The sequence below is a fragment of the Paenibacillus auburnensis genome, from assembly GCF_927798115.1.
GTDB classification, from domain to species: domain Bacteria; phylum Bacillota; class Bacilli; order Paenibacillales; family Paenibacillaceae; genus Paenibacillus_AQ; species Paenibacillus_AQ auburnensis.
Genome location: NZ_CAKMMG010000005.1, coordinates 253,469 through 272,567, shown reverse-complemented (window position 1 = coordinate 272,567; position 19,099 = coordinate 253,469). Strand labels below are relative to the sequence as shown.

Here is a 19,099-nt window from a genome sequence, read left to right as displayed (position 1 = left end):
TGATAGCAAAGGAATGGTGGAAACCAATGAAACAACCGATATCGTTAACCTGGGATTTGGATTCTATTTTCCCGGGAGGCTCTTCCTCTCCCCAGTTTGAGGACTTTCTTAAGAAGCTCGAAGCGGATATTGAGTCTTTGCGCAAGCAGGTTGCTGTCGCTGAATCTCCTGCTGACGCAGACGCTACCGCAACGCTGGATGGCGTAATCGAGCTGCTGCAGAGCTGTGCCGGCCGCCTGACTCAGGCAGCTGAATTTACCGGCTGTCTGGGTGCCCAGAATCAGCAGGACAAAGGAGCTGTCCGCCTTTCGTCCAAAGTAACAGGGCTGCGCGCCGGGTTCGAGGGGATCAGCTCGCAGTTCGACAGTGTACTTCGCCAGACATCAGACGCAGTGTGGGCACAGTGGATGACCCGTCCTGAAATCGCACCGCTCTCTTTCGTACTAAGTGAAAGCCGTGACCTGGCCCGTGAGAAGATGAGCCCGGAGCTGGAGAGCCTTGCGCTGGAGCTTGCTGTAGACGGCTACCATGGCTGGAGCGAGCATTATGAGACGATTGTAGGCTCGATCCAGATTCCCTTTGAAGACAAAGACGGGACGAAGCTGCTGTCTGTCGGCCAAGCGTTCAACAAGCTGAGCGATGATGACGCGAATGTACGTGAGACCATGTTCCGGAAATGGGAAGAGGCCTGGGCTGCTGCTGCAGATTACAGTGCCGACACCCTCAATCATCTGGCAGGCTTCCGCCTGAAGCTGTACAAGGGAAGAGGCTGGGACGATGTGCTCAAGGAACCGCTTGGCATCAACCGGATGTCACGTGCCACCTTGGATATGATGTGGGATGTGATTACCAGAAACAAGCCGGCGCTTGTATTGTATTTGCAGCGGAAAGCCAAGGTTCTCGGCAAGGATGCATTGTCCTGGGTGGATGTTGATGCACCGGTCGGCAAATCCTCCGGCAAAATCCCTTATGAAGCAGCAGCAGCAGACATTGTTACGCAATTCCGCAAATTCAGTCCGAGGATGGCGGATTTTGCCGAGCATGCTTTCGACAATAACTGGATTGAGGTCGAAGACCGTCCGGCTAAGCGTCCAGGCGGCTTCTGTGTATCTTTCCCCGAGAGCAAGGAATCACGCATTTTTATGACCTATAGCGGCACGCCTTCCAATGTTTCGACGCTGGCGCATGAGCTGGGCCATGCTTATCACTCTTTCCTGCTCGATGACCTGCCGCTGTTCAATCAGAACTATGCGATGAATGTCGCGGAGACTGCCTCGACTTTTGCCGAAGTGATTGTAGCCGATGCCCAGGTGAAGGCATCCACTGAAGCCGATGAGAAGCTTGCATTGCTTGAAGCGAAAATTCAGAACAGCGTTGCCTTTTTCATGAATATCCATGCCCGCTTCCTGTTTGAGACCCGTTTTTATGAGAAGCGCAAGGAAGGTCTGGTTAACGCCGAAGAACTGTCGGCACTGATGGAAGAAGCCCAGAAGGAAGCCTTCTGCGGAGTCCTGTCTGAATATCATCCGCATTTCTGGGCGTCCAAGCTGCATTTCTACATCACGGATGTACCGTTCTACAACTTCCCGTATACTGTCGGGTACATGTTCAGTACGGGGCTGTACCGGTTAGCCCTGCAAGAAGGTCCATCGTTTGCTGATAAATATGATAGCCTGCTGCGGGATACCGGTGTGATGACACTGGAGGATCTGGTCTTGAGACATCTTGGCGTTGATCTTAAGAAGCCGGACTTCTGGCAGGGAGCTGTCGATTTGATTGTCGAAGATATTAACGAGTTCCTGCGGATGACCGAGCAATTTGCTTAAATGTTTGTCAAAAGTTAGACAATTCATATTTTTGAATAATGGTTTATAATGCTAAAATTATGTGTGAACGCGCAAAAGCCCCTGCTTAGGGGCTTTTTTTGATGGCTTATTTGTCGAAAATAGTCGTTATTTAATGGTAATTCTATTTATCGATAATGAAAATTGCGCATTTATAGGGACTTTAACCCAATTATGTTGAATAATGTTGTAAGCACTGTATTTAGTATCCTATAATGAGCCTAAAGCCTTATATAAGGCCTGCTAGACATAAATGCGAAGGTGTTTTTCTGCAAAAACTGAATAAGCGAAGAAGCAATGGTCAGAAAACTTAAGTTTATGCTTCTGCTAACAAAACTTTTAGGAGGAACAATATGCTACGGACAGAACAACTCTCGCTGGCGAGACAGGTGGATTTAGTGTTTAAGGAACTGCAAGAGGAATTGTCAGGGCTAACTTCCGGTACGGTTTTTATGCAAATCAGGAATAATGTCATCGGCAAGTTTGGTATCCGCCATAATCCGCTGTCCGGCCGCGGTGGTGCCATTACAGCAGAGCATGACGGACTCAGCTCCGGCCAGCAATCGTCATTCCGCCTTATGGCGCTGGAGAGCCTCAAATACAAACGGCGCTGGACACACGGCGAGATCAGCTATGAATTTGCGGTCCGCCAGGGAATGGTGGTTGTCGATGCTATTCTGGAGTCGAATTACAATATGGCCAATCTGATGATCCGCGCACCGAAAGGCCCACATTCCGGGGATGCTTCCGATCAATATTTCGGCTGAGCTATACATAGATCACCTTAGCAAAAAGCCCGCCTACGCTTCGGCAAGAAGCGGTAGACGGGCCGAAAAACTACTCCGTATCAGGTATTAGCCTGCCGGATAAATCCACTTAAAATAAGGCTACTACGAACGACCAGACAGTTGTTGTTCTGCCAGTTGTACCAGACGTTTGGTGATATATCCTCCCAAAGAACCTGTTTCGCGGGAAGTATAGTTACCGTAGTAACCGTCTTGAGGAATCGTAACACCAAGCTCCTGTGCTGCTTCATATTTCAACTGCTGCAGCGCTGCATTCGCTTGTGGAACGACCAGGTTATTGGAACGGCTTCCACGACCTTGTTGACCTGCTTGACCCATGTTTGTTCACCTCCTTCGTCCGTTGTGAAGATAGTATGGGCGCAAGGAGAAGAATTCATGCACGAGATCAGAAGGTTTTAAGGATGGTAATTATATGAAGTTTAGAGCTTAGGATAGATCATTTCAAGGGTGCACGGCAAAGTCAGCGTCTCACCAGGCTTTAGTGTAATTAATCCTGTGAAGGAATCATCCTGCTGAAGGTTTGGCGCGTCGGGCAGCCAGGTATACGGTTCGGCACATAAATACTGTTCCGCCTGGCCTTTGGTGTAAACCACCCAGTGGCGGAAATGGGCTTTGTCCGCAGTATAGCGAATCCCGTACCCGTCCTCGCGCATCAGCAGAGCTTCTGCCGGCTGACTATCTCCAATCCTCAGTACAGTGTCCAAATCCGTACCTTCCAGGTTCATTCCCTGGTGTAAAGATTCTAGTGCCCCTAGAGGTAGCAGTTTGCCGCTGGGCAGCAGCTCAGGGTTCAGTTCGTAGATGCTTTCAACCGGCAGTCTCAGGTTCCAGCGCTCCGGTTCACCATCGATCATGAACCAGGTATGATATCCAATCCCGAAAGGAATGCTGTTAGACCCCAAATGAGTAACCTTCAGCGTCTGCTGAAGCCGGGCATCCTGAAGCCGGAATGTCATTTCAAGCCGCAGCGGCTCAGGGAATTGCTCCATCCAGTGGGCATCGTCCGCAGTATTGAATTCTGTCGTTACTGCGCAGCCTTCTTCATCCTCTTCGATATCGCTTACACACCAGGACTGCGTCCGGTGCAGGCCGTGAATATGGTTGTCACCAGCTGTATTCTGATCGAACTGGTACCGGATGCCTTCGAACTCAAATTGTCCTTTGCGTATGCGCCCGGGGGGAACTAAAAGCGGGATGCCGAAATGATATGGCTTCTGCATATAATAAGCTAAGTCGCTTTCATCAGGTCTACGCAGGATTTGCCGCTGTTCCTTGTGGTCCCATAAGGAAATAACGTTGTTTCCAAGCCGCGGCAAAAGCGTGACTTCCAGCTCGCGGCTATGCAAAATATAAGTGTCATAACCGCCCCACTGCCCTTTGGTCACCTGTTTCATGAGAGATTTGCTCCTTTAACTTAACTTGATCGCAAAGAACACGAATATCCTTATCATAACAGATTTATGTACCCGTGGTTAGGCGATTTGACAACTTCTCTGTATCGCTCTATGATGAATGCATTAAGATATGATGACAATGTGATGACAGGGACAAGTAAGCGGAAAGTGCACCTTCAGAAAGCCGGTGGTTGATGCGAACCGGTGGGACACTCCTGACTGAATGGACCCTCGAGCGCCGTGTTTGAACAGGCAGCAGGCCTAAGTAGACCGGACGGTTCTTCCCCGTTAACGGAAGCTAAGGCTGTTTGGAGGTTTTTTTGAGAAAGGTCCAAACGGCGAATAAGGGTGGCACCACGGTCTCACGTCCCTTGCGGATGTGGGACCTTTTTGCGTTCACGGAAAGCGGAATAAATTGATGGAGGTAGGTACTATTATGGCTAAAAAAGTATTGTCAGGCATTCAGCCCAGCGGTTCACTGACACTGGGCAATTATATCGGTGCAATTAAGAATTTCGTAAAACTGCAAAATGAGCACGAATGTTTCTTCATGGTGGTGGATCTGCATGCCATCACGGTCGCCCAGGATCCTGCTGCGCTACGCGAGAATTCGGAATCGGTAGCGGCGCTTTATCTGGCTGCCGGCATTGATCCGAAAATCTCGAATGTCTACATGCAGTCGCATGTGCCTCAGCACGCAGAGCTGGGCTGGATTTTAACTACTCTGACCGCCATGGGTGAGCTGGAGCGCATGACACAGTTCAAGGACAAATCCTCCGGCAAAGACTCTGTCGGCGCGGGACTCTTCGTGTATCCGTCACTGATGGCCGCGGATATCCTGATCTATAATGCAGATCTGGTACCGGTTGGGGAAGACCAGAAGCAGCATCTGGAATTAACCCGTGATTTGGCGGGCCGCTTCAATCACCGGTTTGGAGATTTCTTCACGGTTCCTGAGCCTTATATTCCAGAAGTGGGTGCCCGGATCATGTCGCTGGATGACGCCAGTAAAAAAATGAGCAAAAGCAATCCGAACGCCGGCAGCTATATCGCATTGCTGGATACACCGGATATCATCCGCAAAAAAATCAGCCGGGCGACAACCGACTCGGGCCGTGAGGTTGTGTTCGATCCGGCGAACAAGCCGGAAATCAGCAATCTGATGAGCATTTATGCCGAGTGCTCCGGCATGAGTCTGCAGCAGATTGCCGATAAGTATGAAGGCCAAATGTACGGAGGCTTCAAGAAGGATCTTGGTGAGGTCCTGGTAGCGACGCTTGAGCCGCTGCAGCAGCGGTATCATGAAATCCGCAGCTCCGGCACACTTAGTGACATCCTTGCTGAGGGGGCGGAACGCGCCCGCAATGTGGCTTCCCAGACCCTGGCCGGAGTGAAGGAGCGGATGGGCTTCCTGCCTTACCGTTAAGAGGATTGCTGTCTACTGTTCTCCTGCTTGCGTCTCAGCCGGGCCTTCAGGATAAATCCCCAGCCGATGTTGAGAACACACAGAATGCCCAGCAGCAGTGCCAGCCAGATATTATAGCTGATACAGATGGAGGCGGCTGTAAGAATCAATATTGAAGAGGTTGCGAACCAGAGTGACAGACCTTTACCCATACATGCAGCCTTCCTTTCTATAATAGCAAGTGAATGAACCCGCAGCGCTCCCGCGCTGCGGGTTTTGTTTGAAGTGATCAATAGGTGAAAACGCTTTATGGTGATTGTGCCTTAAGCTGTGCCAGGCGTCAAGAGGGGATAAAACAAAGCAGTGATCCTCCTGTTTTGGAAGGACCACTGCTTTGACGGCTGTTTTACTTACTCCATAGCTACAGCTTCATTGAGCCGGGATCGATTGCAAACCGCTCGTCCAGCTTTTCGCTGCTGAGCCAGCCCACATAGGTGTTAAGCGGATGAAACTGGCTGTCCATCACGAGCACCGCCACGAAAGGGAATTGCTTGCGGTGTAAATAACGCACATCCCCCCAGCGTACAATATAACCAGAGGTCAGTTCTTCAACCTCGGCTACGGCGTAAGAGGTAAAATAAAGAAATGCCTGAATATCCGGATGTGACTTGGAATGCTCTACAGCGGGGTGAGTGGAGCACACCGCATGCTTGAACCATTCGAGCCGTCCGCCATTCAGTAAACCGACATTATAGCTGCCATCCGGTTTGGCTTTAACAACATTCCAGCGTGAAGGCGAGATCGTAGGGATGACGAAGTAGCGGTCGCCCGGATCGTGGTGCACATCCTTGTTTTTGATATTGCGTGTTATTCGAGCGTGCACAAGCGTCCGCCAAATGTAGTACACGGCCACGCAGATATACAGAATGATAAACAAGGGGGCCGGAGGAATAATCCCGCTGATCCAGAGAATGATCGCAGCAGCATGGCTGCCGAAGATAAATGGATCAAAGATATGGATGATGTTCCAGGCGATCCATTTCTCCGTAAATGGGCGTGCAGCTTGAGTTCCATAGGTATTGAACAGATCTGAGAACACATGAACGGCAACTCCGATGAAGCTCCAGAGGGCAATATGACTCAGGTTATGAAGATCTGTAAATCCGAATATCGGTCCGATAACAAGCGTAATCAAAGCCGGCCAGAGCAGCAGAAAGGGCAGAGAATGGGTGATTCCCCGGTGGTTGCGGATGTACAGGGCGTTGTTCTTCAGACGCAGTGCAGTGTCGGCATCCGGGGCTTGAGAAGCCAGTACTGTGGCGATCATAACAGCACCAGCCAGCGTCGGCTGTGAGGCAACGGCAGGGTCAACGAAAGAGAGTCCGGCGAGTCCGAGGCCCATTACAAAATGTGTTGCAGTATCCATTGGTCAGATCTCCTTTGTACGGAAGTTCCCTATTAATAACTACCCAATTTTACACCGACTTATTTAAGGGAAGAGAATAAATTTAGTCACGCAATTGTCAAATTGATGAACATCTTGGTCAATGATTGTCAAAGTCTTTCCCGGTTTGTTATGATAAAGTTAACAGCGGGGTGGATAACATTCTCAATTAAGAACGAAACAACCATTCTTAAACTCCGACGGATCGCTTAGAAGTCCCTTAGAAGGAGGAACACTATACGTGGACAATCAATTGAGATATTCCGATTCCGCAGCTGCTTCCGCCAAATCGCCCCGGGAAGGCGCCAGCTGGCGTGATTTCATTACGGTAACGAAGCCGGGCATTATCCGCTCTAACCTGATCGCTGCTTTTGCAGGATACTGGGTGGCTTCGGGCTGGGATGTGCAATACGGTAAATTAATACTGACATTGCTTGGAACAATGCTAGTCATGGCTTCGGCCTGTGTGTTCAATAATTATTTTGACCGCGACCTGGATATGAAGATGGAGCGGACCCGCGAACGCGGATTGCCGACCGGCAGACTTAAGCCAAACACAGTACTGCTCTATGCCATCGGGCTTGGTATTGCAGGTCTGGCTGTGCTGTTTGCTTTCTGCGGAGTGCTCGCCGGGCTGTTTGGCATTGTCGGCATGCTTGTTTATGTAGTAGTTTACACGCTTTGGCTGAAAAGAACATCTACATGGAGTACCTCGGTAGGAGCCATATCCGGAGCAATGCCTCCAGTGATCGGATATGTAGCGGTTACAGGTAAAGTGGATCTCGGGGCCTGGCTGCTCTTCGCCATGCTGTTCCTGTGGCAGCCGCCCCATTTCTGGGCGCTTGGCATCCGCCGCAAGGAAGAATACAGAGCGGCAGGTTTTCCACTGCTGCCTGTAGTTAAGGGAGTCCGGCGGACCAAGTTCCAGATGATTCCTTATGTCGCGCTGCTGCTGCCTATTCCGGTGCTGATGTACATGTATGATTATGCCGGAATTTTTTACCTCATTATATCTGCTGGCTTGTCCTTGGTTTGGCTGTATTTAACGCTGACCGGTTTCAAGGCGAAGGATGATGATGCCTGGGCCAAGAAAAATTTCTTTTTCTCCATTAATTACCTGACAGTCAGTCTGATCGTGCTTGTGCTGAATACGATTCACGGTTAAGAGGGGGAGAGGCGCCTGTGCATACCTTGAAACGCTACAAATGGACCTGGCTACTGCTGCTGATTGCGCTGGGTCTGGCGGTTTATTTAGCAGTCAATTCGCTGAGCTTTGCCAAAAGTAAACTGCCGGTGATCGGGGAGGTACAGGATTTCTCTCTGGAGAATGTGGACGGAAAGCAGGTCACGCTGGCCGATACACAGGGGAAGGCGCGGCTGGTCTATTTCTTTTTTACGGAATGTCCCGATGTCTGTCCGATAACGACGTATATGCTGTCCGAAACCCAGGATTTGCTGGAAAAGGAAGGCAGCTTCGGTAAGGACGTGGAGTTCATCTCCATATCGTTTGACCCGAAGAATGATACGCGTGAGGCTATCAAAACATTCGCTGACCGCTTCCATGTTAATTATGACGGCTGGTATTTTCTGCGCGGAGATCAGGAGCAAGTCCGTAAGCTTGCGGCGGATTCCTTCAAAGTTCTCATCTATGGGGACAACAAGGATAATTTCGCCCACGCCAATCTCATTGGACTGGTGGACCGGGACAATCAGCTCCGCGGGCTCTACGATGCGGGAGATTCGGAGAACGTAACGCCTGAGTTTCTTGCAGATGCATTGAACAAGCTGGCCCGCAATTAAATAATTCCTACATTAAAAAGCCTTGCTAGGCTCCGCTTCTAACGCGGCAGACCCGGCAAGGCTTTTCTTGTGCGGCTATGATTCCATAAAAGGAAGCGGCTGCGGATAGATGATATATTCCTCAAGCCCGGCTTTTTCGAGCTGGGTAATGCTGTATTCATCCGGGGTGCCCTCCACACCTGCATATCCCCTGCGGGTGTAAATATGAACAGCATCCGGAAAGGCGTCGCGCAGAATTCCGCGAATTTTTTTGCCTGAGCTGTCGTTATCCATGTAGAGATAGACATCTCCATCACCGATTTTATGCCGCAGTGACTCCAACTTGAGGGTGCTCAGTGTACCGAAGGTGCACAAAATGTCGACTTCCGGATCTAGCAGACGGCGTAATCGGCTCCGGTCGTTTTTGCCTTCGACAATGATGGTAATGGACATATGCGATCGCCCCCGTAAGTAAAGTAATTATTACGTGCCTGTGCTTAATTATATTTTACCTAAGGTTCGTCATTTTTAACAGGGCAGCGCGTAAGAGGGGTTCATTCCCCGGGAAATGTCGTAAAAGAAAGATCACCCGGCCGCAGCCGGGTGATCCCCTAAATTACCTGATCGTAATATAAAGAGCTGAGCTTACCTAAGCAGCATGACTGTTCAGGCCAGTGCGGTAAGGCGCAGGCTTGTTATCACCTCTAGGCGGAAGCAGGAGAATAGCAGTCATCAGCAGTACAAAGGCAATGAAATATGGGGATACGTAATCGCGCAGCTGTCCGGCTGCAACCGGTCCGGCAAAAGCGCCAAGAGACATTGCAATCGACTGCAGCGAGAACGTGCGGCCCAAATGACCGCCGCTGCCCAGACTGATGAACAGCGAAGCCATGGCCGGAAACAGCACGCCTTTTGCTGCTCCAAGCAGGAAGAGAACGACACCCGGAGGAATGCTGGTAAATGCAGCCAGGGTAAAGAAGCATAGAGCCATACCGAGTAGCGCGACTGCAATCCGGGTAGCCGGGGAGAGGCGATTCAGAAAAAGCAGGCTGAGCGTAGCCAGCGCCCCGAGACTCAGCAGAGAAAGAAGGATGCCTGTGGAGACCATTCCGTCCTTTCCCTGGGAAAGTGGCAGCTCGAAGAACAGCACACCTTGGGAACAGGAAACGAAGAAGGGCAGGAGATAATAGCGCTTTGTTGTTTTGGACTGAACAGCGGCCGGGCGGTCCGGTTTATCCTGTGAAGCTTGGGGTATTGAAACTGGGGACAACGCAGGAGAATGCTTCGGTACGCTGAACAAGGCCATGAGCCCGGTAGCGATCAATAGCCAGCCCAGTGTGCTGAACGTCCCGGAGTAGCCTGCTTTGTGGACGATGTAGGCTCCGGCTGCCGGAGACACGACCGAGGCCAGGGTGTGGATGATGCCATGCCCGGACATGTATTTGCCCTGGGTCTCCGCATCAGACGATAGGGAGGCCAGCAGCGTCATACAGGCAGGCGAGAGGAACGCCAGCGCAAAGCCGCTGGCCGCCCGCAGCATCAGCAGATGCCAAGGGAGCTGTGCATGTGCCTGCAGCAGCAGAATCGCACCGGCCGCCGTCAGGCTGAAGACGATATAGCGGCGGCTGCCATTGCGGTCAACCAGCACGCCGGCTAGCAGGTTGCCGGGAAGGTGAGTCAGCGAATACATGCCCATCATCCAGCCGATGAAGGCCGGCCCCGCGCCGAGTGAGATCGCAAACGGAGTCAGGATGGGATACTGGGCGTGCAGATCAAAGAAGGCCAGAAACAAAAACAAATAAAGCCACAGTGCGGTTTTCACGGAATACACCTCCTAAAGGGCCGGTCCTGCACCGGAGGGCACAGCCGGCTTTTTCAATGATAGGGATGGGATAAGGCCTACTTGTACTTTACGTGAGACCCCGGGGGCTTATACCAATTTGTTCTTCTGTAGCACATACAGCCAGGCAACCATGAATTATAAGAGGCATTCATGTATAATAATTAATATTAATGAAGATCTTGAGGGACTTGCTCCCTGATAGGACGAAATTTGTGATAGGGGTGTTGTAAAATTGATGGATCCGGCAGTGTGGTCACAATTTATTAGAGAGAACTGGCTTGTTATTGTTATAGCGCTTGTCCTGCTGTTTGCTGTAATTAATCTGGTCAAAACAGTACTTAAATGGGCAATTGTTATTGTAATCGTAGCGGGTCTATTCATTTACAGCGGAGTTACGATGGATCAGCTCGGCAACGCTGTGAATAAGGTTGCAGACAGTACTGTAAGCACGCTGAAGAGCGAAGCACAGGAAGTCATGCTGAGCGAAGCCAAAGAAGCGAAATATACTTCAGGCGGTGACGGCACGTTTACAATTACAACGCCGAATCTGGAAGTGAAGGGAACAGCAGGAGAGGACAAGGTCGAAGTGACCTTCCGCGGAGTTAGCCTTGGCAAATGGAGTGTAACCGATACAACCAAAACCTTTATCGAAGAAGCCCGGAAGAACGGTAACTAAGCCGGGAATTAAAAATAAGTTTGCCATATCAACGCTTACATGGGCAGCGGGCGACAGAAAGGAGGTCAGGGTATGCTGAACAGCTGGATCGAAAGCCTTAGTGAGGCCAATGTCATCTCAATTATATTACTGCTAATTGTACTTTTTTCTCTTTTGCAGGGCTGGAGCCGGGGGTTCAGCCGGGCAGCAGGCGGTTTGTTCGGTCTTCTGGGAACGGGATTGCTTGCTGCGGCAGCTCTGGTGATCGCTGTTCCCGCAGCGCTCTACTTATCTCCCCGTGCCCAGGTCTGGGCTGCGGGAGTTGTGCTTCCAGATAGTCAGCTAAGCGGCTGGCAGCAGTTATACTACACCGCAGTATCGGTGCTGGAAGGCTCTCCGCTGGTGCGCTTTTTTCTGCTGCTCCTTTTATGCTACAGTCTCATCCGCCCGCTGCTGGGTCTGCTCTTCCTGCTGCTGCCTTTCCGGTTGCCTAGACGGACAGCCAAGCCGCACGACAGGAAGATTACCCAGGCTAGCCGGTTAAGCGGAGCAGTCATTGGGCTTGCGATTGGGCTGGTCCGCGGGCTGGTGCTGGTTTTTGCCCTATATATTGGAGTGGGACTGAATCCGGACAGCAGCTTTAGCCGCTATGTGGAAGCCTCTCCAATCTACAGCCAGAGCGCGGCTGCCGTGTTCGAACCGCTAGCCGGTGAGAAGGTGCGCAGCAAGCTGCCGGTTCTGACCAAAGCGGTGGCCGCTGAGATGAATGATATTCTCCGGCGGAAATATGAGGTCATCGATCATGATATTTCTGCGAATATCGCGGAGGCCGCTGCGGAAATAGCCGGTCCGGGCAAGGATGAGGAGCAAAAAGCCAAGCTGCTATATGATTGGATAGGCTCGCGGATTTCTTATGACTATGCCAAGGCGGAGAACTATGAGCAGAACCGGATCTGGCATGAGCAGACGCCGCAAGATACGTTTGATACCCGGCTTGGTGTCTGTATAGACTATGCCCGGCTGTATGCGGTAATGGCCCGCTCGCAGGGACTTCAGGTGCGGGTCGTGACCGGACGGGGTTACGATGGACAAGGCGGATATGGTCCTCATGCCTGGAATGAAGTGTACATCCCTCTCAAGCAGGCCTGGATCCCGTTGGATTCCACCTGGGCCTCCAGCGGAAACTGGTTTAACGTCAAAGACTTTGATAAAACCCACATGAAAGAGGATGTACTGTGACAAAGAGGCGGTACGCCGTGAATCTATGGTACAATTCGAGAGGGATCATACCCTGGATGCTATAAAGGGTTATTTAGGATGTAAAGGAGTGAAAAATTGTGAGTTTTTTCCGTAAGCAGGCCTCTCCGCCAGACGAAACCACCAGCAAGAGTTCACTTGGCCTGCGGATTAACGTGTTTTTCTTCAGCACGTTTATTATTTTTTGTGTCATCATCATTCGTCTTGCAGTCTTGCAGTTTGTGGAAGGCCCTACCTTGACTGAGGTAGAGACCAGCCGTGATACCAAAAATGTTCCGCTTGCGGCTATCCGGGGCGTTATTCATGCAGCGGGAGGCGAAGAACTCGCTTATTCGACCTCGGTGCAGTCTCTGTACATTACGCTAACCAAAGAATACACTGCCAAAACCACTGACAAAGCAACTGGTAAAACAACACTGACCCCGGAAGCCAAAGCCAAAGGGGAGGCGCTTGCCGCCAGGCTGGTCGAGGATTTTCATAAATACGGTGATCCGAATGCAGTACAGCTGACGCAGGAGGATATCATCGATTCACTGGATCTGTATTTCAAAAAGTATTCAGGATTTATGGCGCGGCGGATTAAGGCAGGACTGACTTCAGATGAAGTAGCCTATTTTATGGAGCATAAAAGCGAATATCCGGGTCTGGAAATTGTCGAGGAGAGCAGCCGCCACTATGACAAGGATACGGTAGCAGTGCAGACGATCGGCTATATCAAGCCGTTTAAATCCTCAAGCAGTCTGGATATTTATAAGAATATTCAATCGGCCATGAAGAAGATTGATGCGGATCCCGGACTGAGCTATAAAGATGATGAATTTGTCGGGTTCGACGGGCTTGAACTGCAGTATCAGCGCGAGCTCCGCGGCAAGAACGGCTATCAGGTCATTTCGGTTAATCCTCAGAATATGGCTGAAAAAGTTGAAGAGGTTGTGCCACCTGTCAAAGGAAACGATATTTGGACCACGATCAATAAAAACATACAGCTGAAAACGGAACAGGCCATTACGGATCAAATCAGCTGGCTGCATTCCCATTCTGTCCAAGGGCAGACCCATCCGGATGCACTGACCGGCTACGCGGTTGCGATGGAGGTAGATACCGGAAATATCGTTGCTATGGCGAGTATGCCGGACTACGATACCAATGTATGGACAGCTGAAAAGATGGACACCGATGTGTGGAATAAAATCATGGGCAACTATCAGAACGGAACCATTACTCCCTATTCTTCGGGGATGTCTGGCCATGAATTTGGTTCTACGGTGCTGCTCGGCTCCACGATCAAGCCGCTGAGTGTGCTGATTGGTCTGAATGAAGGTTTCTTTTCCACTTCAACGGTTTATAACGATAAGGGTATTGCTTATTTCGGTAAAAATGATAATGCTTCAGTACGGAACGCTTCCGGTCACGTCTACGGTTCAATGGATCCGGCGAGAGCGATTGAGAAATCCTCCAACGTTTTCATGGTCGATATGGTCGGTAAGAAGCTGTGGGAGAAATACCATAACAGCGGGATCGAAGTATGGGATAAGTATATGAAGGAATTCGGTCTGGGCGTCTCGACGCAAAGCGGATTGCCAAGAGAGTATCTGGGACAGATCAACTATACCAATACTGAAGCAGCCGGCAGTGCGCAAGCCGCATTGATCTATGCTTCGTTTGGCCAGCAGGGGCGCTATACGGTGCTTCAGCTTGCCCAATATGCTTCGACGCTGGCGAATGAAGGCGTGCGGATTAAACCGCAGCTGGTAAGCAAAATTACAGACTCCGAAGGCAACACGGTTAAAGAATTCGGCCGTCAGGTGCTGGATGAGGTAACGACCTTCGATAAGTCTTTCTGGAATGAGATCAAAAAGGGCATGAACAGTGACGTTACTGCGTTCACTGATTTCCCTTATGATTTTGCCCGCAAAACAGGGACCTCACAGCAAACAGACAGAACCAACAAAAACCGCGATAACGGGGTATTTATCGCTTTTGCTCCGCGCGAAAATCCCAAGCTTGCTGTGGCTGTTGTTATTCCTGAGGGCGGCTTCGGTTCCAACAGCGCGGCGCCGATTGCCCGTAAAATTTTTGATGCTTATGACTGGGAATATGGTCTCGACGGGGTGCCGAAGAAGAATGTGAAATCAGCAGATTCCGCTGCTGATGGGGCCAATGCTGCCACACAGGGAACGGAAGCAGACACAACAGGAGCAGCGGATACAACGAACTAAGGAAATACAAATCAGCCCTTCAATATATATAGGGCACACAAGAATGGAGGGGTGGCAAATGACTGCCAAATACCGCCTGCTTGCACTGGATATGGATGGAACCTTACTGAATGATGACCAAGTGATTACCCCGAAAACGGTGGAATGGATTACAAAAGCGGTCGATGCCGGCGTTCACGTCTGCCTCTCTACCGGGCGGGCGTTCAGAAGCGCCATGCCTTACGCGGAGCAGCTTGGCCTTAAGACGCCAATGATCACCGTTAACGGCAGTGAGATCTGGCGTGAGCCCTATGAGTTATACCGCCGCTCCCTGATGGATCCGGCGTTGATTGAACAGCTGTACCATATTGCAGAGGAGTACGGCATCTGGTTCTGGGCTTACTCCACCGAGCAGGTCTACAACCGCAAGAATTGGGATGGGGACATTATGGGCAGAGAATGGCTTAAATTTGGCTATTCTACTGAAGATGATGAGATCCGCCATAAACTGCTGATGCAGCTTCAGGATCTGGGAGGACTGGAAATCACCAATTCCACCCCACATAATCTGGAGATTAATCCGCTTGGAGTGAACAAGGCTTACGGGATCGGCGAAGTCTGCAAACTTCTCGGCATCGAGATGTCCGAGGTGGTTGCGGTTGGCGACAGTCTGAATGATCTGGCGGCTATCCAGCAGGCCGGGCTGGGCGTCGCCATGGGCAACGCCCAGAAGACTGTACAGCAGGAGGCGGACGCTGTGGTCGCCACGAACAACGAGGACGGCATCGCGGAAGTCATTGAGAAATATATTCTACCATCATAACTTTAGGAGATGAAGGAATGGCAATCCTGGGTTGGGTTCTGATCATTGCTTTGTTTGCGGTAGGGCTGGCCGGGGCGGTATATCCGATACTGCCCGGTGCGCTGGCGATTTATCTGGCCTTTTTTGTGTACGGATGGTTCTTCTCCTTCCACTCCTTCGGTGTTTGGTTCTGGAGCATTCAGACACTGATTGTAGCCGTATTATTTGTGGCCGACTATGTCGTCGGTGCCTGGGGTGTCAAGAAATTTGGAGGTTCACGTGCCTCAATCATTGGCAGTACCATCGGCATAATTATTGGTCCGCTTGTACTTAATGCCATTGGACTAATCATCGGCCCGTTTGCAGGCGCGTTCATTGGTGAGTTGATTGCTGGCTCGAATCCGGGCAAAGCGCTCAAAGTCAGCATGGGTTCCTTGCTAGGTTTGTTCAGCAGCACCGTAGTTAAAGTAATTCTGCAAATCATGATGGTGGTCCTGTTCTTTATCTGGATCAGTGTGTATTAAATTAACAGCGAAGAAGGCGAAACAGTTTGTCCAAGAAAGAGTCTTTTGTCAAAGGTACGCTTATACTGGCCGCAGCGGCACTGGTGGCCCGCGTGCTGGGTCTTGCCCAGCGGGTTCCGCTGGAACACTTGTTCAATGATACGGGTAATGCTTCGTTTAACCTTGCAAACACTGTATATCTGATGCTGCTGCCGCTAGCTACGGCGGGAATACCAAGCACCTTAAGTAAGATGGTATCTGAACGCTATGCCTTAAACCGCCCGCATGAAGCCCAGCAGGTGTACCGGGCTGCGCTGATTTTTGCCGCTATCATAGGGGTGTTGATGAGCACCATCCTTTACATAGCTGCTCCTTATTATGCCGACTATGCCAAGGTTCCCGAGAGTACGCTGGCCATCCGGGCGATAGCCCCGGCACTGCTGCTCTTCCCTACGATCGCGATGATGCGAGGATATTTCCAGGGACGGAATAATATGATGGCTGGAGGGATTTCGCAGATCGTCGAGCAAATCGCTCGGGTGTCTACTGCGATTCTGCTTGCTTACATCCTGCTGCGCCAGGGTTACGACAATACCTGGATGGCGGCGGGCGCATCGTTCGGCAGTGTGCTCGGTAGCATCGGCGCTTTTGGGATCATGCTGTATTATGCGATGAAAATGCGCCGCACCGAAGAAAAGGCGGCATTGTATGAATCCAGTGTAGCCAGACTTCCGCTGCTCGGGATTTATAAAGATATTTTTAAGTTATCTATTCCGATTGTACTATCTTCGGTGACTGTGCCGGTCGTGAACTTCATTGATAACTCGTTGATTGTTCCACTGCTCAGCGGACAGATCGGGCTAAGTGATGCCACGCGTGCGCTGGGGATCTTCGGAAGCCGGGCGCAAAGTGTAGCAGGTATTCCTCCGGTGCTCTCGATTGCACTTAGTACCTCGCTGATTCCAATCATTTCTGCTGCTTATGCACGGAAGGACGAGCAGCATCTGCAGCGTCAGGTGACGCTGGCGCTTCGCATTTCGATTCTTACTGGCACGCCGATAGTAATTTCGTTGGTTGCAGCTGCGTATTCTGTTAACGGCTTGTTGTTCAGTAGTCTAGACGGCAGCGGAATCGTCGCTATGCTGACGATCGGGACGATTTTCCAGATTACGATGATGACGACCAACTCGATCCTGCTGGGGATGGGGAAATCGCGGATCTCCATGTATTATGTGCTTGCCGGGATTCTCGTGAAGCTTGCGGGCAGTTTCCTGCTCAGCAAGGTATTCGGTATTTACGGTATTATCGGCGCAACCGCACTCTGCTTTATCGTTATTACTTTGTTGAATCTGCGCATGCTTAAATCGATTGTGCCCTTTGAGATTATGGGTAAACGCTGGGGCGGCTTCACCGTTGCCGTGCTCGCGTCCGGCGGGATCGGCTACGGCCTGAACGAAGCAGGTATTATGCTGACCCACTTCATGCCTGCACGCATTGCCTTCCTTATTACCTGTCTGGTTGTGGGTGTGGCGGTTGTAATCATTTATCTGGTACTGCTGATTGTTCTGGGTGTGCTCAGCCGGCAGGAGATTGCCGGTTATCCGCGAGTTCTGCAGAAAGTGCTGAACCCGCTGATGAAACTGCAGCCTGCACGGGTGCGCATAAACGAATAATGCTATGATATTTGTTTTATTTTGTCCTTTTCAATTGACTTCCTGAGCACAATTTGCTTCACTTAGAGAGAAAGGCAGTATACAGTTTAACCCAGAAAGGATTGAACCTTAATGGATAAAATCTCTTCCCCTGCGGAATTTCAGGTTGCGATTCAATCGCCACGCTTAACAGTTGCCGTGTTCAAAGCCGACTGGTGCTCCGACTGCAAATTTATCGACCCGTTTATGCCGGAGGTTGAACAGAAGTATGAAGACCGCCTCACGCTGGTTGAAGTCGATGTAGACGCAGTCGGTGATGTCAGCCAGGAACAGAATATTCTGGGCATTCCAAGCTTTGTCGCTTACAGCGATGGCCGGGAACTTGTGCGCTTCGTGAACAAGCTGCGCAAATCCCGTGAGGAAATCGAGAATTTCCTCAACAGAGCCCTCGAGGTTTATCTGAGCATTCACAAGTAATGAAGCCTGAAGCACCGCTTTCGCCCTACCAGAGCAGAAGCGGTGTTTTTTTCAATCTCTTCATGAATTCTTCCATCCATTCCTACAAATGCGGGTGATCCAATTGACGACAACACATTTGAAATGGCTCAGCTACATAACCTGCCTCATTATGTTCCTCGCCTTGTTCGGAGGCGCCGTAGTAACCAAGACTGGCTCAGGGCTGGAATGCGGAAATGAATGGCCGCTATGCCACGGTAAGCTGATTCCGGCTTATACCATCGGCTCGCTGATTGAATACACCCACCGTCTGTTCAGCGGACTGGCGGGACTATTGTCGCTGGCCTCCGTGTATGCCTTCTGGCGTTATGGACGGAAGCAGAAGGATTTATTGGTCTATGCCTTGTTAACGCTCCTGTTCGTCGTTGTGCAGGGTGGAATGGGAGCGCTTGCGGTAATCAAATCCCAGTCTGCTGCGGTAATGGCACTGCATATGGGTTTCTCTTTGATTGCGTTTGCAAGCTCATTAATGCTGGCACTGGGTACGAAACGAAGTCTTGAATCAGGGGGAGAAAACGATAGCCGGGGGCCGGGAGTCAGCCGGGGCTTCCGCAACTTAACGTGGATTACAGCGTTATATTCTTATATTGTTGTCTATATCGGGGCTTATGTCAGCCATACAGATTCACAGGGAGGCTGCTCCGGCTGGCCGCTCTGTAACGGGGAATGGGTTCCCGAGCTTACAGGCGGCGTGGGCATCGTGTTTATGCACCGGATCGCGGCGGCACTGCTGTTTCTTCTGGTGGCTTTACTAGGCCACTTGGCGTTCTGGAGGTACAAAGGACTGCCTGAGCTGAGAGCGCTTGGCGTTAGTGCCGTTACACTCTGCCTGCTGCAGGTATTGAGCGGTGCGGCTGTGGTTCATACGCTGTATAACGAGAGATTGTACATATTTGCTGCATTGGCCCACATCCTGCTGATTGCCGGATTGTTTGGTGTACTTTGCTACATGAGTGTACGTGTGTGGCAGCTTAATAAATTGAAATAGTAATCTGCCATGT

The 19,099-nt window shown here is 50.8% G+C and carries 19 protein-coding genes and 1 other annotated feature; of the genes, 13 read left to right on the top strand and 6 right to left on the bottom strand.

Going from position 1 to position 19,099, the window contains the following annotated elements; translation table 11 throughout:
- Window positions 1–26 precede the first annotated feature (26 nt).
- Window positions 27–1,826, top strand: coding sequence for a M3 family oligoendopeptidase (locus L6H70_RS18645; RefSeq protein WP_236335524.1), 1,800 nt, complete (start codon window positions 27–29; stop codon window positions 1,824–1,826).
- 371 nt (window positions 1,827–2,197) lie between these two features.
- Window positions 2,198–2,611: an O-methyltransferase gene (locus L6H70_RS18640; protein ID WP_236335522.1), complete on the top strand. Its 414-nt coding sequence runs from the start codon at window positions 2,198–2,200 to the stop codon at window positions 2,609–2,611.
- A gap of 123 nt (window positions 2,612–2,734) precedes the next feature.
- Here the strand turns inward: L6H70_RS18640 and L6H70_RS18635 are convergent, their stop codons facing one another.
- Complete coding sequence (locus L6H70_RS18635; protein ID WP_042180472.1) at window positions 2,735–2,968, bottom strand: alpha/beta-type small acid-soluble spore protein; 234 nt, start codon at window positions 2,966–2,968, stop codon at window positions 2,735–2,737.
- Between the two features lie 101 nt (window positions 2,969–3,069).
- On the bottom strand, window positions 3,070–4,044 hold the full coding sequence (locus L6H70_RS18630; protein ID WP_236335520.1) for an aldose 1-epimerase: 975 nt from the start codon (window positions 4,042–4,044) through the stop codon (window positions 3,070–3,072).
- Window positions 4,045–4,179: 135 nt separating this feature from the next.
- Window positions 4,180–4,419, top strand: a binding site (T-box leader).
- Window positions 4,420–4,480: 61 nt separating this feature from the next.
- Between L6H70_RS18630 and trpS the strand changes: the two genes are divergently transcribed.
- Window positions 4,481–5,470, top strand: coding sequence for a tryptophan--tRNA ligase (gene trpS / locus L6H70_RS18625; protein WP_054942930.1), 990 nt, complete (start codon window positions 4,481–4,483; stop codon window positions 5,468–5,470).
- Here the strand turns inward: trpS and L6H70_RS18620 are convergent.
- Both L6H70_RS18620 and L6H70_RS18615 read right to left on the bottom strand, forming a co-directional pair.
- Window positions 5,467–5,661 carry a hypothetical protein gene (locus tag L6H70_RS18620; RefSeq protein WP_236335516.1) on the bottom strand — a complete coding sequence of 65 codons (195 nt, stop codon included), beginning with the start codon at window positions 5,659–5,661 and terminating at the stop codon, window positions 5,467–5,469. The genes trpS and L6H70_RS18620 overlap by 4 nt on opposite strands.
- Window positions 5,662–5,870: 209 nt before the next feature.
- Window positions 5,871–6,875, bottom strand: a complete 1,005-nt coding sequence (locus L6H70_RS18615) for a metal-dependent hydrolase (protein ID WP_236335515.1) — start codon at window positions 6,873–6,875, stop codon at window positions 5,871–5,873.
- A gap of 259 nt (window positions 6,876–7,134) precedes the next feature.
- Between L6H70_RS18615 and cyoE the strand changes: the two genes are divergently transcribed.
- A complete protein-coding gene (cyoE, locus tag L6H70_RS18610) occupies window positions 7,135–8,058 on the top strand; it encodes a heme o synthase (protein ID WP_236335514.1) in 924 nt (307 codons plus the stop codon).
- A 17-nt stretch (window positions 8,059–8,075) separates the two neighbouring features.
- Window positions 8,076–8,693: an SCO family protein gene (locus L6H70_RS18605; RefSeq protein ID WP_236335512.1), complete on the top strand. Its 618-nt coding sequence runs from the start codon at window positions 8,076–8,078 to the stop codon at window positions 8,691–8,693.
- A gap of 75 nt (window positions 8,694–8,768) precedes the next feature.
- Here the strand turns inward: L6H70_RS18605 and L6H70_RS18600 are convergent, their stop codons facing one another.
- Window positions 8,769–9,125 (bottom strand): hypothetical protein, encoded by a 357-nt coding sequence (locus L6H70_RS18600; RefSeq protein WP_054942926.1) that lies wholly within the window; start codon window positions 9,123–9,125, stop codon window positions 8,769–8,771.
- A gap of 196 nt (window positions 9,126–9,321) precedes the next feature.
- A complete protein-coding gene (locus tag L6H70_RS18595; protein ID WP_236335508.1) occupies window positions 9,322–10,494 on the bottom strand; it encodes an MFS transporter in 1,173 nt (390 codons plus the stop codon).
- Window positions 10,495–10,750: 256 nt separating this feature from the next.
- Here L6H70_RS18595 and L6H70_RS18590 point away from each other — a divergent pair, with 256 nt between their 5' ends.
- From L6H70_RS18590 to L6H70_RS18555, 8 genes are all read left to right on the top strand, one after another.
- The gene (locus L6H70_RS18590; RefSeq protein WP_206105287.1) at window positions 10,751–11,191 is read left to right on the top strand and encodes a hypothetical protein; all 441 of its coding nucleotides are present in this window, start codon (window positions 10,751–10,753) and stop codon (window positions 11,189–11,191) included.
- 72 nt (window positions 11,192–11,263) lie between these two features.
- A complete protein-coding gene (locus L6H70_RS18585; RefSeq protein ID WP_236335506.1) occupies window positions 11,264–12,409 on the top strand; it encodes a transglutaminase domain-containing protein in 1,146 nt (381 codons plus the stop codon).
- Window positions 12,410–12,507: 98 nt separating this feature from the next.
- Entirely contained in the window at window positions 12,508–14,646 is a 2,139-nt protein-coding gene (locus L6H70_RS18580; protein ID WP_236335504.1) for a peptidoglycan D,D-transpeptidase FtsI family protein, read from the top strand.
- A gap of 58 nt (window positions 14,647–14,704) precedes the next feature.
- Window positions 14,705–15,448 (top strand): Cof-type HAD-IIB family hydrolase, encoded by a 744-nt coding sequence (locus L6H70_RS18575; protein WP_236335503.1) that lies wholly within the window; start codon window positions 14,705–14,707, stop codon window positions 15,446–15,448.
- A 17-nt stretch (window positions 15,449–15,465) separates the two neighbouring features.
- On the top strand, window positions 15,466–15,951 hold the full coding sequence (locus tag L6H70_RS18570; RefSeq protein WP_236335502.1) for a DUF456 domain-containing protein: 486 nt from the start codon (window positions 15,466–15,468) through the stop codon (window positions 15,949–15,951).
- A gap of 26 nt (window positions 15,952–15,977) precedes the next feature.
- Window positions 15,978–17,603 carry a putative polysaccharide biosynthesis protein gene (locus tag L6H70_RS18565; protein WP_236335501.1) on the top strand — a complete coding sequence of 542 codons (1,626 nt, stop codon included), beginning with the start codon at window positions 15,978–15,980 and terminating at the stop codon, window positions 17,601–17,603.
- 111 nt (window positions 17,604–17,714) lie between these two features.
- Window positions 17,715–18,059, top strand: a complete 345-nt coding sequence (locus tag L6H70_RS18560) for a thioredoxin family protein (RefSeq protein WP_206101896.1) — start codon at window positions 17,715–17,717, stop codon at window positions 18,057–18,059.
- Window positions 18,060–18,162: 103 nt separating this feature from the next.
- Window positions 18,163–19,086, top strand: a complete 924-nt coding sequence (locus L6H70_RS18555; protein WP_236335500.1) for a COX15/CtaA family protein — start codon at window positions 18,163–18,165, stop codon at window positions 19,084–19,086.
- Window positions 19,087–19,099: the final 13 nt, after the last annotated feature.

Coding starts and splice junctions, on each gene's coding strand:
- L6H70_RS18600 (WP_054942926.1), bottom strand. CDS start 9,125: ATGTCCATTACCATCATTGTCGAAGGCAAAAACGACCGGAGCCGATTA.
- trpS (WP_054942930.1), top strand. CDS start 4,481: ATGGCTAAAAAAGTATTGTCAGGCATTCAGCCCAGCGGTTCACTGACA.
- L6H70_RS18590 (WP_206105287.1), top strand. CDS start 10,751: ATGGATCCGGCAGTGTGGTCACAATTTATTAGAGAGAACTGGCTTGTT.
- L6H70_RS18560 (WP_206101896.1), top strand. CDS start 17,715: ATGGATAAAATCTCTTCCCCTGCGGAATTTCAGGTTGCGATTCAATCG.
- L6H70_RS18615 (WP_236335515.1), bottom strand. CDS start 6,875: ATGGATACTGCAACACATTTTGTAATGGGCCTCGGACTCGCCGGACTC.
- L6H70_RS18645 (WP_236335524.1), top strand. CDS start 27: ATGAAACAACCGATATCGTTAACCTGGGATTTGGATTCTATTTTCCCG.
- L6H70_RS18585 (WP_236335506.1), top strand. CDS start 11,264: ATGCTGAACAGCTGGATCGAAAGCCTTAGTGAGGCCAATGTCATCTCA.
- L6H70_RS18630 (WP_236335520.1), bottom strand. CDS start 4,044: ATGAAACAGGTGACCAAAGGGCAGTGGGGCGGTTATGACACTTATATT.
- L6H70_RS18620 (WP_236335516.1), bottom strand. CDS start 5,661: ATGGGTAAAGGTCTGTCACTCTGGTTCGCAACCTCTTCAATATTGATT.
- L6H70_RS18635 (WP_042180472.1), bottom strand. CDS start 2,968: ATGGGTCAAGCAGGTCAACAAGGTCGTGGAAGCCGTTCCAATAACCTG.
- L6H70_RS18575 (WP_236335503.1), top strand. CDS start 14,705: ATGACTGCCAAATACCGCCTGCTTGCACTGGATATGGATGGAACCTTA.
- L6H70_RS18570 (WP_236335502.1), top strand. CDS start 15,466: ATGGCAATCCTGGGTTGGGTTCTGATCATTGCTTTGTTTGCGGTAGGG.
- L6H70_RS18640 (WP_236335522.1), top strand. CDS start 2,198: ATGCTACGGACAGAACAACTCTCGCTGGCGAGACAGGTGGATTTAGTG.